Below are 16,210 nucleotides of genomic sequence, written 5' to 3' on the forward strand. Positions count from 1 at the left end.
AGCCCGCTCCCACAAAAGCTCCGTTGCACTTCACGCTGCGGCAATCAATCCAGAATCAGGTGCGGCAAGAACCGGCTGGAATCCTTGGTGATCAGGCTGTTGTCTTCGCGCACGCCAATGCCGGCCGCCTGGTCGCCGATGACCCAGGAGCCAATCAGCGTGTAGCTGTCGCCGAAGCGCGGCAGGGGCGCGAGCTGCTGGAGGATGAACGGTGCGTCGGTGTAGGGGCCGTCTTCCTTGACCACCAGGCCATCGGCCGTCTGCAGTTCAATGTTGGCGCCTTCCCGGGAAAAGAACGGCTTGCGCACCCAGCCCTTGGGCACAGGGGTGCCGGGGTTGGGGTCCAGGTGGGACTCGAGCAGGTTCGGGTGACCTTTGTTGAACTCCCACAACAGCGGCAGGATGCCCTTGTTGGAAATGATCGATTTCCAGGCCGGTTCGAAAAACTGCGTGTCGCTCTGGGCGATCGCCGCGCCAAAAGGCTCGTGGAAGATGAATTCCCAGGCGTGCAGCTTGAACAGATGGGGAATCCAACGCTCCTGCAAGTCGACGAAACGGCCTTCACTGTTCAGGCCGATGTCTTCGATGTCGATGTGCCGCGACTCGATGCCGACGGCCTCCGCAATGAGGCGCAAGTAATCGGTGGTGCCCTTGTCCTCGACCGAATCCTTCATCGAGGCAAAGTAGAACGGCTGGGTGAGCTGCAATTGGGCAAACGCCTGGTGCAGCTTGGTGTCGATGCTGTTGAACTGGTCGACATGCTGGGGCAGCAGGCCGCGCTCGATGCATTGCTCCAGCCAGCCCCACTGGAACGCCGCCGCCTCGTAGAGGCTGGTCGGCGTGTCGTAGTTGAGCTCCAGCAGCTTGGCGGGGCCATTGCCGTTGTAGGAGAAATCCATGCGCCCATACAGGTGCGGATGGCCTTCGAGCCATGACGTGCGGACCATGTCGAAAAACGCCGGGGGAATGCTCAGGCGCTCCAGCATTTGCTCGCTCTGCACCACGCGGGCGACAAGGTCCATGCACATGTCATGGAGCTCGGTGGTGGGGTCTTCGAGGTCGTCCTCGATCTGTTTGAGCGTGAACTGGTAGTACGCGCTTTCGTCCCAGTAGGGTTCGCCGTCGATGGTGTGGAACAGAAAGCCGAGACGCTCGGCCGTCTGCTTCCAGTCATGCCGCTCGACGCAATGGATCTTCTTCATGACCTTCGCTCCTCAGCCGCCGGAGCTCGAACCGCCCCACCCGCTGCGGGCGCTGGCCTTGCTGCCGAAGCCGCCACGGGAGGTGGAGGACGCCACGGAAATCGGCTTGCTGGTGCGAATCGAATCGGTGTAGCCGCCGTAGCGCGCCTGGTTGGACTTGGTGAAGGTCGAGCCCCTGGAAACCCGCTGGGACAGCGTCGAGGACCCGTAGTCACCGCGATCATCGCGGTAGCGGTAGACCGGCTCGGAGTAATAGCTGTTGCGGTTGCTGCTCAGCATGTTGCCGATCAACAGCCCGGTCAGCAGGTTACTGAAGCCCGAGCCGCCCGTGTTCGCTTCCGAGGCTGGCAGTTGGGCCCTGGCCGCGTCCACCTGGGATTGGGTGACCTCGCCATCGGCGCTCAACTCGAAACCGCCCAGCTTGGGGATGAACTTGCCGTTCGAGTCCAGCTGGCACCAGTCGGCGACGAAGTCGGCATCGCAATCGGCGCGGTTGTCGTACACCGGCGCAATGCGGCGATGCTCGGCCATGGCGTTCATGAAGGCGTCGGAACAGACATCCACCGGCAGCTTTTCATCGACACACTGTTGCACGGACTGGAAGTTGTATTTTTTCTGCAACTGGTAGGTTTTTTCCGTCGGCCCGCAACCGGATATCGCCATGGCGACCGATGCGGCCAGCGAAAGCTGAACGTACTTGCTTCGTTTCATCGCAGGCTCCTGGCGCAATCAGTTCGTGGAAGGCGTCATGCACGCGGCGTTCAACAGGCCGACGCTGATGGCCACCGCGGCGATGTAAATACCAGCGGCGATTTCGCCCTGCTTGATGCGCGCTGAAGCGCCCTTGAGCACCAGGCTGGTCACCAGGAAGGCCAGCAACTGGACGAACGCGGCTATCACTGCCCAGACGATGAAATCGAGCAGGCTGACCGAGTAGGCAATCACATTACTGGCCGGGATGGCGAAGCCGATGAGCGCGCCACCCAGGGCGATGGCGGCGGCCACGTTACCCGAGCGGATCAGTTCGAACTCCTTGTGCGGCGTGACGTGGATGTAGATGAACTGGAACAGCGCGAACAACACGGCGGCGCCGAGGATGTACAGAACGAAGCCGAACACGGCGGCTTTGTTCAGGGAAATGGAGAGTGCTTCAAACATGGACGTCTTCCTTATTCAAATGGTGTGCAGGTCTGTGGTGTACAGCGAAATGCCCAGCGAAGTACTCAGGCTGATCGTCCCTTCGGCGTCTTCCTCGACGGAGAACAACAGGAACTCGCGACGATCCGTCAGGCCGGTGTCGCGGGCGTACAGCATCGAACGGTGCTCGACGGTGTAGGACTCATCCGGGTTGCTCACGCGTTCGCTCAACGCCACCAGCTCGGTCTGGCCGTCCTCGGTGCCCCATTCGCGGGTGTATTCGACGCCGTCATGGGTGTAGGTCGGCAGGCCGATCAAGCTCTGGGGGCCGGCCAACCGACGCAGCTCGGCTTCGCTGTTAACCGTGACGTAGCTTACGTAGTTGAACAGGATCACCGATTCGACCTGCCCATCCACCGCGCCACTGGTGTGCACTTGCAGCCAGTAGTCTTCGTCGTTCATGTAGAAACGCGCCAGCCAGTTCGACTGACCCAGGTCGACGACGCCCATGCTCCAGATTTCCTGGGCGCCTGGGATGATCACGGCGCTGTTGCCGTCGAGCAGCAACTTCAGCGTGCTGTCGAACATCACGCCCTTGCCGCAGGCCAACCCCAGCGGCCCGTTGGCAGGCAGGGCCGCGCTTGTGGTGTTGCTGTTCGCGTTCGGGGCTTCGAGCCCCATCAACTGTTTAAACCATCCCATTGGAGATGTCCTTGAGACGTGTGGAAGCAATGTAGAAGAGTTCGCCACCCTCGACGCGCGTGGCGCCGGGCGGGTTGATCGACGGGTGCTGGGCACCGATGGCGCGGTAACCGATCAGCGTAGCGTTATGTTGCTCTTTCATCCGCGTGTACAGCTCGCCGAACGTGGTTTCGAAACGTTCGGGCAGTTTCATCAGGTACTGGGTGGCGCCCTGGCCCACGCACAGCAACTCGTTGATGATCACGGACGAGCCCGGGTCCTGGGAGGCGCGCACCAGCATTTCAATCGCCATGCTCGACGTGCATTCCAGGCTGGGCGCGTAGGCGCTGGCGAGGGCGGCGATTTCGCTGTCGTTGAAGTGGGCGACCACATGCCCGGCCGGGCCGAGCTGGTTGACCGCCAGCACCGTGGCGAGGGTCAGGTCGTCGGAGTGGGTGCGGACCAGGACGCGCTCGGCACCGGGCACGCCGGCGCGCCGCAACAGTGCGACGGAGGACAGGCTATCGCCCTTGATGAAGGACGCCTGGCCGGGCATGGGGTTTTCTTCGAGGTCGCAGTCGCAAATGACGATCAGGTTGTCGTTGGACGTTTCGTCCTGCAGCAGCAACTCAATGACCCGCTCGCTGGAGGCCCCTTCCCAGCCGATGAGAACGGTGTGTCCGACGGTGCCGGTGAAATCGCCCTTGCCCTTCATGCCTTTTCTCCATACATCGATGACGCTGCTGGTGGTCTTGCCGATGGCCGCCGTCAGCAGCGCGATGCCGCCGAGCATGACCCAGGTCGCAACGAAAATCCGCCCCGCCGCGGTCTGTGGCGACAGGTCGCCGTAGCCGACGGTGAGCGTGGTGGTGAGATAGAAATAGATAAACGTGGCGGCGGCGATCAGGTGCTGCTCGCCCAGCAACACCAGGCCGATCCAGGCCGTGGCCAGGTGCACGCCCACGGCCATGACCAGGCCGGCCCAGCCGAAGCGCTGGAAGAACGACGATGCGTAGGCACGCAATAAAAGGAAAATAGACATCGTGTCCCTGACTCCGTGGGGCTGATTCCTGGCGACGTCATCGCGCTGGCGGGTGAATGCCTGAGCGTAGTGACCGGACAGCATTAAACCTGTTGCGAAGCGTGGATAAAAGTACTGCGTCACAATTACATCCAGGAGCGCCGGACACGATTGTGGCGAGGGAGCTGGCTCCCGCTGGGGCGCGAAGCAGCCCCAAAGAATGGGACTGCCGCGCAGTCCAGCGGGAGCAAGCTCCCTCGCCACAGGTTTTGTGCTCGGCCTGCCTTGGTTGTTCAGCCCGAACAGATTACTCCGCCGATTTTTTCTTCAGGCGTTCCAGGATCGCATTGGCGCTGCCTTCGTTCGGGGTGATGCCGGCCTCGCGCAGCTTGCGCTCCAGGTCGGTGCCGGTGGAGGCATCGGCCAGTTCGTCCTGGGCTTGCAGCTCAGCCGCACGCTGCTGCTGCTTGGCTTGCAGGCGATTCAACGTGCCGACGGCGGTTTCCAGCTTGCCGTTGGCACCGCCGCTGGCGATGGAGGCACTGACCTGGGCCTTCTGCACGCTTTCCCGGGCCTTGGCCATGTCCACTTGCTGGCGCAGGCTCTTGATCCGGCTTTCGGCCTTGGTGATGTCCTTGCGCATGTTCTCGGCATAGCCACCGAATTCGGCCGCCTGCTTCTGCTCGACGTCCAGTTCGTTGGTCAGGGTCGAAATGGCCTCGGCCACTTCCAGCGCCAAGTCTTCACGGTTGGCCTGGATCGCGGCCAGGGCCTTGGACTCCAGGTCCTTGATCTTGGCGTTGTATTCGCCGACACGGTCGGTCGCCAGCTTGTGCTTGGCCATGATGGTGACCAGCTCGCGCCGGGCGTTGGCCAGCGCGGTGTCGGCGTCGCGGATTTCCTGATCGAGGATGCGCAGGGCCTGTTGATCGACGATCGCTTCGCCGACTTCGCTGGCACCGCCACGCAGCGCGGTGAACAATTTGCTCCAGATGGACTGAGTCATTGGATAGGTTCCTGTCGGCGAATTAGATGAAGAAGCGTTCGAAGGCTTCGCTGGCACGCTGGACGTTGTCGACCAGGGTCTTGACCTCGGTGACGACGTTGGTCAGGTTGGACCCTGCGCTCAGCGCACCAAACATGTTGTAGACGACTTGCCCGTTGGGCATGGTCTCGATGCCGATCGAGGACAGCGGGAACATTTCCCGACTGCGCAGGACGGCGTCGTTGAAGGCCGTTACGTCGTTGATCGACTCGATGTCCACCAGGACGGTATCGACGATGATCTGGTCGCCCACCACCGCGATGTAGATGGGCAGGCCCCCGAAGTCGTTCATCTCCAGCTTGATGCTGGACTCGGAGCCTTGGACGAGGGAGAGGGTGATTTCATTGGCAACCACTTCATCCAGTGCCTGCAAGGCGCTGTAGAGGCGATCGATGTTCCAGTTGTTACCTGCGCTCATGTAATCCTCCGTCATGATTGAGCCCGCCAGAATCGGCTGGCGTAGCTGTTTCTCCATCTGCTTGAGCAGGCTCCGGTTTTCCGGAAGCACCCAAGTTTCATGTTTCACATACCCGGCGGCACTCAGGCCCGCGCGCATCTGCTTCATGTAGAAGCTCGACGGTTTTTTCGCGGCAGGCTTGGAGCGCTCTGCGTCGAGGCTCGCCGAATCTGCTGGAGAGCTGTTTGGCATGGTGCTGACCCCACTGTGAAAAACTCACGCGTGAGAAACACTACAGGTAACGTTCACAACCCTCAATAGCTCACGCGTGAGATTTTTCACACCTGCGCACAGCCATTGAAACACCCTGTGGGAGCGAGCTTGCTCGCGAAGGCGTCAGGCCAACCAACGCCTTGGCAGCTGTTGCACCGCTTTCGCGAGCAAGCCCGCTCCCACAAGGAGGCCCTACGGATAACTGAAACTCTTGACCAACGTCAGCTCGCCCACCGCCCTCATCGGCACCACGAAGGTCTCGATTTTTTCGCTCGGCGTGCCTTCCTCGGCGATCACCGTCACCTGCGCGGTGGTCAGGGCTTGCACCGCTTCGGTGCCGCCGCTTTCCCCGCCCTCTTCACCTTCGTTCTCGTCGGCGATATCACGGTAACCGCCGCCGTAGTAGTTCACGTACACCAGGTACTGGCCCTTGATCGGTGCAGGCATCGAGAAGATTTCCGGGCCATAGCCGGTGGTGACGTCGACGTCGAGGGCCGCGCCATTGGGGGCCACGCGGTCGCCGTACCAGATGTGCGCTCCGTCGGGCGTGACGAGGTGCAGGTCCAGGTCGGTGCCGTCGCTGTCCCAGGTCAACAGCACCCGCAGCTTGGCCGGGCTGGCGCCGCCGCTGGTGTGGAGAAACTGCGTGCGATGGCGATGTTGGCCATCGGGGCTGCGCACTTCGACGCTGTTGCTGCCATTGGGGAAGGAGAACGGCCGGTCGAAACGGCCTTCAGGGTCGAGCTTGAGCGGCATGCTCACGCCGTTGACGATGAGTTTGCCCGGCTCGCGCTCGCCCTTGGGCGCCGCGGCGATCTGGCCGGTGATGCGCGCGGTGGCGGCCTGCCCCTGGGGCGTATTGACCGACGAGGCCGGGTAGTTGACGACCTGGCTATAGTTTTCGCCGTCACCGCCCGGCGCGCCGCTGCGCCAGCCGCCGATCGGGGTATCGAGCTTGACGGGGTCGGCGGCGTAGGTCGATGGCAACGCGGTCAGGGCGCAGAGCAACAGCAAGACCTGTGGATAACGGAGTGTCATGGTCTATTCCAGCAAGAGGTGACGGGCGAGCCCTTCGATATAGTCTTCGTCCTGGCCGTTGGGATGTGCTTCAAAGGCCAGGTGCAGGTATTCATGTGTCAGGTCGAGACGATCTTGCAGCGACAGCACGCCGCGCACGTAGATGCGCTGGCGCTCGCGGTCGACATAAGGCCGGCCGAAGGCAACGCGGCAGACGGCGAAGGTGCTGATCTCGTTGTAGCCGACTTCGCTTTCCAGGCGCGAACGCCAGCCCCGCCGCTGTTTCAGCAGCCAGTCCTGGGCCGCGGGCAGCGCCTCGCAGGACGCCACCGGATTGTCCCAGCGGCTGAGGCTGGCGCGGGGGTAGGCGTGCAACAGGATGGCGTCGTAGCGCTGGCCGGCGTTGGCTTGCTCCACCGCTTGCAGCCAGGACAATTTGTCCGGGCCGGCCTGGTCGGAGTGATAGGTCACGTCGGTGCCGGCCAGCACCAGGTCGCTGGTCCAGGCTGCGATGGCCCGGGTTTCAGGGGCGGCCGGGCGAGGCGCGACACGCTGGCGGTGGCTGCTGTCGTCAATGCTCAGGCAGTCGCCATGGCGCTGGGCGTTCTGCAGCAGGTAGGTGCGGATCGCCACGGCCAGCGCCTTGGCGGCCTCGGCGGGTTCAGCCTTGGCTTCGCGTTGCAGAACCCGGGCGACGTACTCCTCCCGATCCAGTCGCGCGACCAGCTTGCCGGGCGTCAGGAACAGTTCGCCATCGCTGTGGATATCCAGTTGGTTGCCGTTGACGAACTCGACCCGGTAATCACCTCGCAGTTGCCCCGGTGTGGCCGGACGGTCGCCGGACAGCACCCGCTGCAATGGATAGCGGGCAAACAAGCCCACCTCCACGCAGCGCCCGGTTTCCGCCGGCCAGCGGGACGGCAGCGCCGCCGCCAAACCCCCGCCATAGACCTTCAGGACCTGCTGGCTGGTGCCACGCCCACCGGCCCAGACGGGCGTGCCGTCCACCAGCCAACCGGCGAAACCGCCCTGGCGCGATGCAGGGCCCTGGTCGCCCAGCCAGCTCCAGGTCTTGACCCGCAAGCGACTGCCCAACTCGCCCACCAACCGGCCGTCCGCCGCATTGAGCACCACGTCCAGCAGCACCCGGCGCGCCTGATCCTGGGCCGGCAAGGAAGCCAGGGCCTTGAGCAGCTCGGCGACCGGCACTTGGGTCTGGGGTTGCAGGGTCGGCAGGTCCAGCAGCCAGGCCGGTGCCTGGCGGGTTTGCCAGTAGTCACGCCAGCTGGCCGCCGAGAGCCCGAGCCGCTGCGGCTCGAAGTACAAGCCGCAAGACTTCACCAGGGCCTGGTCGCGGCCGATGCTCTGCCCGGCATTGCAGCAATAGACTTCTTCCTTCGATTCACCGCGACAGGCATAGGCCGGCTCGCGAGCATCGGTGTCCACCAGCCAGGCGTAGACGAATAGTTTCCACAGGCTGCCCAACGGTGCCTGCAAGGTGTCGGGCAGCGGCTGGCGATCCAGCACCTGCGCCGGGCTCACCCGCAGCAGTTGGCCGTCGAAGGCCAGGCGCAGCGGCTCGTCCTGCGCCGTTGCCAGCGCAGGAATCAGGCACAACAGACACCAGGCCAGCCGCCTGCGCATGTCAGTTGACCGTGACCTGACCGAGCGCCGGTTTCTGTTCCCGCGCCTGATTCTGCGGCGCGTAGACCTGGGTGAAGCGCACCGGCGGCAGGTTGAACTGGCCCTTCTGGGAGAAGCGCACCAGATGACGCAAGCGCAACTCGCCACTGAGGGCATCCACCGGCACCGCGTAGGCCATCTGGCCCGGCTCGAAGCGCGCCTTTTCCAGGGCCGTCGGTTCGCTGTCGGCCTTGCCCACCAATTGGATGCCCCAAGTGGTGCGCTCCACATCGGCGCCCGGCGGCAGCGGCACTTCGAGCATGCCGTAGCGCAGCGGCGTCGGCGCCTTGCTGTTGATGATCACTTCGTCCAGGTACAGGCTGTCGCTGGACAACGGTTTGTTGCCCACCGGTTCGAGCTTGAAGGTGAACGCTTCGTCGCCCGGCACCAGGCGTGACAGGCGACGGGTGATCGAGACGGCCATCGATGCCACGGGCGGTTGCTGGCTCTGGAAGCTCAGGGCTGCTTGCAGCGGACGTTCCTGGGCACCGTTGAGGGCCAGCGAGGTCGGAACCTGCGCGCCTTGCCATTGCCAGTAGGTTTCACCGGTGGCGCTTTGTCGGGCTTTCCAACCGTCACCCGGCGTCAGCGTGACCGCCGGCGCGGCCTGCTCGATGCTGCGTTGCAGCCAGCTCAAAACCAGGGCCCGCTCCAGGGTCGACTGTTGTGGCAGTACTCGCTCCAGCAAGGCCTTGGCGCGAGCAGGGTCAAAGGCTTGCAGCGACAGCACCAGTGCCTCGGCAAACGGTGCGGAACTGACCGCCAGTTGCTGCTGCGCAGCGTCCACCTGGCGATTGAACGCCTCTGGCAACGGCATTTTCAGCTGCCTGGCCAGGGACGCGGCCAAGACGCGGGCGCTCGCCAGGCCCAGGGCCGAATCCGGCGCGTTCATGACCAGGCTGTCTTCACCGCCGTCCATCACGCTGTCGGCACCCGCGCCACGGGCCTTGGCCAGGTCGTCCATCAGGCCGCTGAGCAAGGTGTTCACCGGCAGTTGCATCTGCTTGGCGAACGACAGGATCAGCGCCCGCTGCAACAGCGGCGTATCACCGGCCTGCTTGGCGTAGACCTCCAGCACGCGCTGCCAGTGTTCCGGCGGCAGGCTGATGTCCAGGGCCTTGCTGGCGTACCAGTCGGCGTAATAGGCATAAGCGGTCAGGAATGCATCCGGCTCACCGTCCTGGCCCCACCAGGTGAAGCTCGCCGACGGCCCGGCCATCTGCACCAGGCGCAGGCGACTGTTTTGCATGATCAGGCGCAAGCGGTCACGGGTCTGGGGGCTCGACGCCAGGCTCGGGTACGCGATGCTCAACGGCAGCAATTGGCTGGCCGTCTGTTCGACGCCGCCATAGGGGTAGCCCAGCAGATCGTCCAGGGCCGACCGGAACAGCGCTTGCGGACTGTCGTCCAGGCGCAGGCGGATATCGCTGGCGTCGGCCGGCAGGTTCAGCGGGGTATCGCCGCCCGCCACATCGACGCGCTGGCCCTGGGTCACTTGCCAACCACTGCCACTGGCGTTCAGGTTCACGGCCAGGGCGTCCTGCGTCTCGCCGTTCAATTGCAGCTGGACGCTCAGGTCGCCGCTGCTCAGTTCCATGGCCGGCAGCGCCACGTAGTTGATGCCTTTCTTCAATTCCGCCACCAGCCGTTGTTCAGCGCCGGCGTAACGGATCAACAACTCGGCCTTCAACGGTTTCTCCGACTGGCTGAAGGCGAACAGGCCCAATTGCGGCTTGTCGCCCGCGCGGAAGCGGGTCGGGCCGCTCCACTTCAGGTACAGCGGTTTTTCCGAAGCGATGAATTGTTTCTTCTGGCCCACCTGGCCATCGTCGGCGATGGCCCGGGCAGTGATGCGCCAGCGGGTCAGGGAGTCCGGCATCTTGAAGGTGAAACGGGCCTTGCCGCTGGCATCGGTGACCAGCTCCGGCTGCCAGGCTGCGGTGTCGACGTCTTCACGACGCGGGCGCTCCAGCACCTTGACGCCACGCTCGCTGCGGTTGGCCTTGCCCGGTGCGCCTGGGCTGCCCGGCAATGCCACGTCGTAGCTGATGAACGACAGGCTGGCGCTGGTGCGCACGTTGTTGCGCCGCGGGTGGTAGAAGAACTGGTCGATGGTCGGCGCCACTTCCGGCTGCAGGGCGTAGACCATTTCGTCTACCACGCTGACCGTCAGGTGCGCCGGGATCGCCTTGCCAGCGAACTGGGTGCTCAGGTCCACGGTGACCGTGTCGCCCGGCCGGTAGCTGGCCTTGTCGGTGACAACGGCGACGTCGATCTGCGGCGTGACCACCTTCAGACCGGCGTTCTGGAAGCTGTACTGGCCACCCTTGGTGTAGAGCACCGAGAACGTCATGTTCGGCGCAAAGGCGTCCTTGACCGGGATGCGCGCGCGATACTGGGTCTCGCTGAGCTTTTCCATCTTCAGCCAGTCGCCGCCCTTGGACAGCAGCGCCGTGGCCTCGACCTTGTCACGCTCCAGGGACAGCAGCGCATCGCTGACCGGCTCAGGGAACGTGATCAATGCCAGGGCTTCGTCGCCGGTCTTGTACTCGGCTTTATCGAGGACGATCTCGACAGTGCCCGGCACGGCCTTGATGCCGTCGCCCGTCACCGCATGGGCGGTGGCGCCGATGACCCGGCCGTGTTCGTCCTTGAGGGTCAGGTTGTAGGTACCGGGCCGGTCGAAGGTCAGGCTGAAGCCTTTGTCCTTGGCCGTCAGCTTGCCGTCGCCGGTGCTCTGGTCTTCCAGGCGCACCCAGGCGTAGCTGCCCGGTGTCACGGCTTTGCTTTGCTCGCTGCCACCTACGTTGGCGTAGCTGAACGCGACCTTCTCGCCGACCGCACTGAAACGCTGGCGGGCGCCCAGGCTGAAGTTCGCCGCGCCGCGGTCGATCAGGATTTCCTTGGTGGTCTTGACCCGATACGCCGCGCCATCGCTGGCGAATACGGTGAGGGTGTAGCGGCTCGGCTTGTCGGCGGCCGGCAGGTCGAGGGTCGCGTTGCCCTTGTCATCGGTGGTGACTTCGCTGCTGGTCAGTTCTACCGGGAATTGCCCCAGGTATTGCAGCTCGTTGTCCACCATCGACAGTTGCTGGGCGCGCAGGCTCAGGCTGACCTTGGCATTGACCACCGGCTTGCCATCCGGGTACAGCAACACGAGGTTGCCCTTGACCGGTTCGCCCGTGCGGTAGTCCTGCTTGGCCAGGTTCAGGGCGATCTCGAAGTGCGGCTTGATGTATTCGGCCACACGGAAGGCGCTGCTGTAGAGCTGGTCCTTGTAGCTGAAGCGCAGCTCATAACCACCGGCGACGGCGTTTTCCGGCAGTTGGAAGCGGCCTTGGGTCCCGGCCTTGGAATCGAGCTTCAGGGCCAGGGTCTGCAAGGCGGTGCCGGTGGCATCCAGCACGCTGACGTTGACGTCGGCGGCCGTCGGCTGCACCGAATCACGGGCGTTCTTGAACTCACGACCGACGATCTTCAGCGACACCCAATCCCCCGGACGGTACAGCGGCCGGTCCGTGAAGGCGTAGAGCTTGGTGTCATAGATTTCGCTGTCGTAGTAGAAGTTTTCCGAAACGAAGACCCCGCCCTCCTCGTCCTCGCCAATGACGAACGAACGCTCCGGGCTCACGTGCTTGAGGCGCAGCAAGCCATCCTCGTCGGTGGCACCGCTGCTCATCACGCCCAGGCCGTCGGTCCACAGCACGTTGACCTTGGGCACCGAGCGCCCTTCATGCTTGCGCGCGGCCCAGACCAGCAGTTCGTCGCCGGCGATCTTGCTCACCGCCACGGTGTTGGAAACGAAGACCATGGTGGTGGCCCGGTACTTGCCGATCAGCGCTTCCACCAGGTACAGGCCTGGTTTCAATTGGCCCAGCGGCACGTAGACGTTGCCCGGGGCGACGCTGACGAACTCACTGGACGAGCCTGCCAGGTTGACCCCGGCAGGCGGCTGGATCGGCTTGGCTTGCCACAGCGGGTAACGGAACTGGCTGACCACCGGCAGTCCCGGGATCAAGGCAAACTGGGCCGGTGCGTCGTACGGCGTCGGCGCGACCAGGGCGTCGCCGATCTTCAGCTCCGGCACTTCTTCGGTCACTTGCTGGCGAGACTCGTAGGAGAACGCCCGCTGCATCACCCGGCGAGACTTGCGATACCAGTTGTCCCACAGGTACGCGAGGGTGTTCGACAAGCCTTCGCCCTTGAACTGACCATCACTGACCACGCGGTGCAGGTTTTTCTGGCGCTTGAGGAAATCCAGCGGCTTGTCGATACGATAGACGCGGATGTCGGCACCGCCATAGGGCTCCATGCGGAACCGGCGATAGTCGCGGCCCGGCGCTTCGAGGCGAACCATGGCCTGTTCGTCGCTGGCGAAACTGCTGTCGGCCAGCAGGAAGAAGCTCTCGCCGGACACGGGCGTGTAGCCGCTGGGCTCCACCGTGTCTTCGGCGTTGACGACAGGTGCCAGCAACAAGGCAAACAACAGGGGTAGTTTCGAACACAAGCGCAGCATGCGGGCACCGGTCATTGGGAGAGAAAGTTGAGTCGATAGACGCCGATGAAGTTGGGGTTGGCTGCGTCGGGTATCCATCGGGTGTCCTTCCAGTTCATGAGTTGTTGCAGGCTTGCGGAGCGCATGCCGTTGTCGGTAGGGGTGGTGGTGCCGGTGTGATAGGCGATGTAGCGGCCCATCCAGATCATCAGGTGCTGGTCGTCGCCCTGGTCGAAGAACATCAGGTCGCCGGGGCGGGCCTGGGCGACATCGCGCCCCACCAGGCGACTGTTGAACTGGATCAGCTTGATGGCGTTGACGTAAGGGCCGACCTTGCCGCCGCCCTGCTGCCATTGCTGGGCGAGGCGGCGCTGCGCATCGCTCAACGGCAGCTCAGGTGGCAGGTAGCGGTTGGACAGGCCATTGCTGCGCAGCCATTTGTCGTCGTGGACCTTCAGCGCCTCGTTGGCGGCAAAACGCACCAGCCCGGCACAATCCTGCTGGTACCAGCGCGGGCTCGGGCCCCGGGTCAGTTGCTCCTGGGCGATGCGCACGAACCAGGCCCGAAAGACCTTGGACTGCTCCACATCCAGCGCCGGCGTCTCGAGCGCGAACGCCTGCCCCGCCAGCAGCAGCGCCAGCAGCAACACCCATGACCGGGGATTGCGCATCCGTGCGGTCACAGCGCTTTCCATTCCAGCGGCAGCCATTGCCAGTGACCGTCCGGCTCACTGCCGGCCGGCAACGTCAGGGCGTACTTGCCGTAGCCACCGAGGGTGCGCAGCTTCGGAATCAGATAGGTTTGCGCGGCGTTGTAGAACACCGGCTCCATGTCCTGGGGCAGGCTGTCGAGGGTTTCGTGCTGCATCAACTGCGCGATGGAGTCCGGGCCGAAATAGATCGGCATCAGCAGGTCCTTGGGCACTACGTCAGCCATCGGCGGGAAGCGCTTGTCGAGGGTGCCGAGGGCCTTGTCCACCAGCTTGTCGTCCAGGGAAAACAACAGCGTAGAACCGTGGCGCGCCAGGCTGACCCGCATGAACGCCTTGCCGGTGATGGCGTCCGGTTGCAGCGAATCCTTGGCCAGGTAAGGACCGAAGTTGGAACTCACCTGCCGTTGCCACTGGTGCATCGCGCCTTCCTGCTTCTCGACCACCGGGAAGGCGTGCTCAGCGACATTGTTTTCGTAGGCGCCCACCATCGAACCGAACAACTGGCCCAGATCGGCGTCGAGCTTGCCGTCGTCTTCGTTCAGGCTCACCACCAGCAACGGCGTGTAAAGACGCGAATCGGCGTACCAGCACAGGCCGGCCGCGCCGGTCACGTGGTCGATCATGGCCTGGGCGGCCTTTTCATCGGCGCCAAGTTTTACCAGCAGCGGCTTCTGGGGCGCAGCCGCCAGGGGCAAGGTCACGCAGGCGCTGGCGCCCATGGGCATGGCTTGCCAGATCGGCTTGAAGTCGAAGTCTGGCTGGTTTTCCAGTTCGTCCATGGCCAGGAAGCTGTGCCAGCCCTTGTCGTCCATGTCGAAGCGCAGCCCGGCGAAATTCGGGATGAACCGCTGGTAACCCATGGCGAGTACGCTGGCGTTGACCGAAATGCGTTGCTTGACCTCCGGTGCCTTGGCCGGCAGACCGAAGGCTTCGGGGAAGAGTTTGTCGCCGTTGAGCAGGGCCGCCAGGGCGGTGGTCGACACACTGCCGCGCTCCTCCGATGGGCCGTTGGCCGGGTCGTAGAGCTTGGTCGGGTTGGACAGCACCACCAGCTTGTCGCCATGGGAGGCGAAGACCAGGGACTTGCTGGCGTTGTAGGTCAGTTGATAGAGCGCGACATCGTCGCCGCCGACCCGCAGGTCGCTGAGTTTGCTCAGTTGCGTATCGTCCAGGGCAACCTTGGCCAGCGGCTCCAGCACCTTGGCCAAGCCACCGCGGTCCATCACCAGCAGGAAATCCTTGAGGCGACCATCGGCCCCACGCCACAGCGCGACATCGGCCGGCTGGTCGAACAGTTCCTCGATCAGGCTGTCCTGCAACTTCAGGTCATGCTCGTAGATGATCCGGCGCAGGCTGCCGATCAGGCCGAGGCGGTCGGCGTGGGCTTCGTAGTAGAAGACGAAGTCTTCGGTGAGCGTGGCCTTGAGGAACGGCACCGCCAGCAGGTCCTTGGGCAACTGGCTCAGGGAATGGGCCTCGAGCAAGCCGTCGGGGCGGCTCAGGCCGAGTTTCTCCAGGGCCAGCGCCGTGGGCGGCGCCTTGGGCTTGTGCATGAACCAGCCCAACCCGGCGGCTACACCGGCCACCAGGCACAGCCCGATCAGCAACGCCGGCCAGCGACGCGCAGGTTTAGCGACAGCTGTCGCAGTGGTCGGGGAAGCAGTGTTGTCGCTCATATTCACAAGGGCCTGTTCATCCGTGGAGCGGAATTAGTAGTTGAAAGTCTTGACCAGCAGCAGATCGCCAATGGCGCGCAGGGGCACGACAAAGGTCTCGCGTTTTTCGTCGACGGTGTTTTCGTTGAGCACCAGGTTGATCTGCGAGGTGATCACCTCGTTCTGGTTGCTGCCTTCATCGAAGTTGTAGCCACCGCTGCCGTAGTTGCCCCAATAGTTCACGTAGACCAGGTAGGTGCCGTGCATCGGCGCGGTCATGGTGAACATTTCCGGGCCGGGGCCATCGACGCCATCCGGGTCCAGGCCGCCGCCGTTGCTCAGCGCAGGCTGGCCGAAGAATGCATGTTGGCCGTCCGGTGTGACGATATGCAGATCCAGCTCGGCCTTGGGATCGTCCCAACCCAGCACCACCCGGATCTGTGCCGGGGTGCGCAGGTTGTTGGCTTCATAGAACTGCACCCGCTTGAGCGACCGGCCCTCGGAACTGCGCACTTCGACGCTGTTGGAACCGGCGCCAAACGCATACGGCCGGGCGAAACGCCCTTCGTCGTCGGTATAGAGGTTCAGTGGATTGCCGTTGACCGCCAGGCTGTGGGGTTGGCGCATCGTGCCCATGGCCTTGATCTGGCCTTCGATCATCGTGCGATTGCGCTGCACGCCCCGGTCGATGGGGGGCGTGGGGTAGGCAACCTGGGGATTTTCCGTGCGATCGAGCAGGCCACTGTAGCGCCAGCCGCCCACCGGCTCGGACATCTGCGCCGAAGGCTGCGCCCACGCCAAGGGTGCGACCACTAACGCGATCAACAGTGTAGGAAAACGCATGTATGCCTCCTGCCATGCACAACGCAACCTGGCGCCCTTCCCCGGCGC

13 protein-coding genes are annotated in these 16,210 nt (G+C 63.8%); all 13 read right to left on the reverse strand.

Annotated features, from left to right (window positions below; genetic code table 11):
* Window positions 1-44: 44 nt before the first annotated feature.
* The 13 genes from KI241_RS24015 to KI241_RS24075 all read right to left on the reverse strand — a co-directional run bounded on the left by KI241_RS24015 (window position 45) and on the right by KI241_RS24075 (window position 16,162).
* Window positions 45-1,202 (reverse strand): glutathionylspermidine synthase family protein, encoded by a 1,158-nt coding sequence (locus KI241_RS24015; RefSeq protein WP_042730582.1) that lies wholly within the window; start codon window positions 1,200-1,202, stop codon window positions 45-47.
* Window positions 1,203-1,214: 12 nt separating this feature from the next.
* A complete protein-coding gene (locus KI241_RS24020) occupies window positions 1,215-1,913 on the reverse strand; it encodes a DUF1190 domain-containing protein (RefSeq protein ID WP_042730581.1) in 699 nt (232 codons plus the stop codon).
* 18 nt (window positions 1,914-1,931) lie between these two features.
* Window positions 1,932-2,360, reverse strand: a complete 429-nt coding sequence (locus KI241_RS24025) for a DUF350 domain-containing protein (protein ID WP_042730580.1) — start codon at window positions 2,358-2,360, stop codon at window positions 1,932-1,934.
* A 15-nt stretch (window positions 2,361-2,375) separates the two neighbouring features.
* Entirely contained in the window at window positions 2,376-3,041 is a 666-nt protein-coding gene (locus tag KI241_RS24030) for a DUF2491 family protein (RefSeq protein WP_212803068.1), read from the reverse strand.
* A complete protein-coding gene (locus tag KI241_RS24035) occupies window positions 3,028-4,062 on the reverse strand; it encodes an ion channel (protein ID WP_042730578.1) in 1,035 nt (344 codons plus the stop codon). Before KI241_RS24035 ends, KI241_RS24030 begins: the two co-directional genes overlap by 14 nt.
* 286 nt (window positions 4,063-4,348) lie before the next feature.
* Window positions 4,349-5,047 (reverse strand): PspA/IM30 family protein, encoded by a 699-nt coding sequence (locus tag KI241_RS24040; protein ID WP_042732433.1) that lies wholly within the window; start codon window positions 5,045-5,047, stop codon window positions 4,349-4,351.
* 22 nt (window positions 5,048-5,069) lie between these two features.
* Window positions 5,070-5,651, reverse strand: a complete 582-nt coding sequence (locus tag KI241_RS24045) for a YjfI family protein (RefSeq protein WP_123579635.1) — start codon at window positions 5,649-5,651, stop codon at window positions 5,070-5,072.
* A 297-nt stretch (window positions 5,652-5,948) separates the two neighbouring features.
* Window positions 5,949-6,794: a DUF2135 domain-containing protein gene (locus tag KI241_RS24050; protein ID WP_212803069.1), complete on the reverse strand. Its 846-nt coding sequence runs from the start codon at window positions 6,792-6,794 to the stop codon at window positions 5,949-5,951.
* 3 nt (window positions 6,795-6,797) lie between these two features.
* Window positions 6,798-8,417, reverse strand: a complete 1,620-nt coding sequence (locus KI241_RS24055; RefSeq protein ID WP_047736364.1) for a DUF2300 domain-containing protein — start codon at window positions 8,415-8,417, stop codon at window positions 6,798-6,800.
* Window position 8,418: 1 nt separating this feature from the next.
* Window positions 8,419-12,987, reverse strand: coding sequence for an alpha-2-macroglobulin (locus KI241_RS24060; protein WP_212803897.1), 4,569 nt, complete (start codon window positions 12,985-12,987; stop codon window positions 8,419-8,421).
* Complete coding sequence (locus tag KI241_RS24065) at window positions 12,984-13,622, reverse strand: DUF1175 family protein (RefSeq protein WP_162489263.1); 639 nt, start codon at window positions 13,620-13,622, stop codon at window positions 12,984-12,986. The genes KI241_RS24060 and KI241_RS24065 overlap by 4 nt, the downstream gene beginning before the upstream one ends.
* An 8-nt stretch (window positions 13,623-13,630) precedes the next feature.
* Entirely contained in the window at window positions 13,631-15,340 is a 1,710-nt protein-coding gene (locus KI241_RS24070; RefSeq protein WP_212803070.1) for a DUF2138 domain-containing protein, read from the reverse strand.
* A 33-nt stretch (window positions 15,341-15,373) separates the two neighbouring features.
* Complete coding sequence (locus KI241_RS24075) at window positions 15,374-16,162, reverse strand: DUF2135 domain-containing protein (RefSeq protein WP_042731665.1); 789 nt, start codon at window positions 16,160-16,162, stop codon at window positions 15,374-15,376.
* Window positions 16,163-16,210 lie beyond the last annotated feature (48 nt).

Origin of the sequence: Pseudomonas sp. Cab53, assembly GCF_018325965.1 — a bacterium.
Lineage (GTDB): Bacteria > Pseudomonadota > Gammaproteobacteria > Pseudomonadales > Pseudomonadaceae > Aquipseudomonas > Aquipseudomonas chlororaphis_E.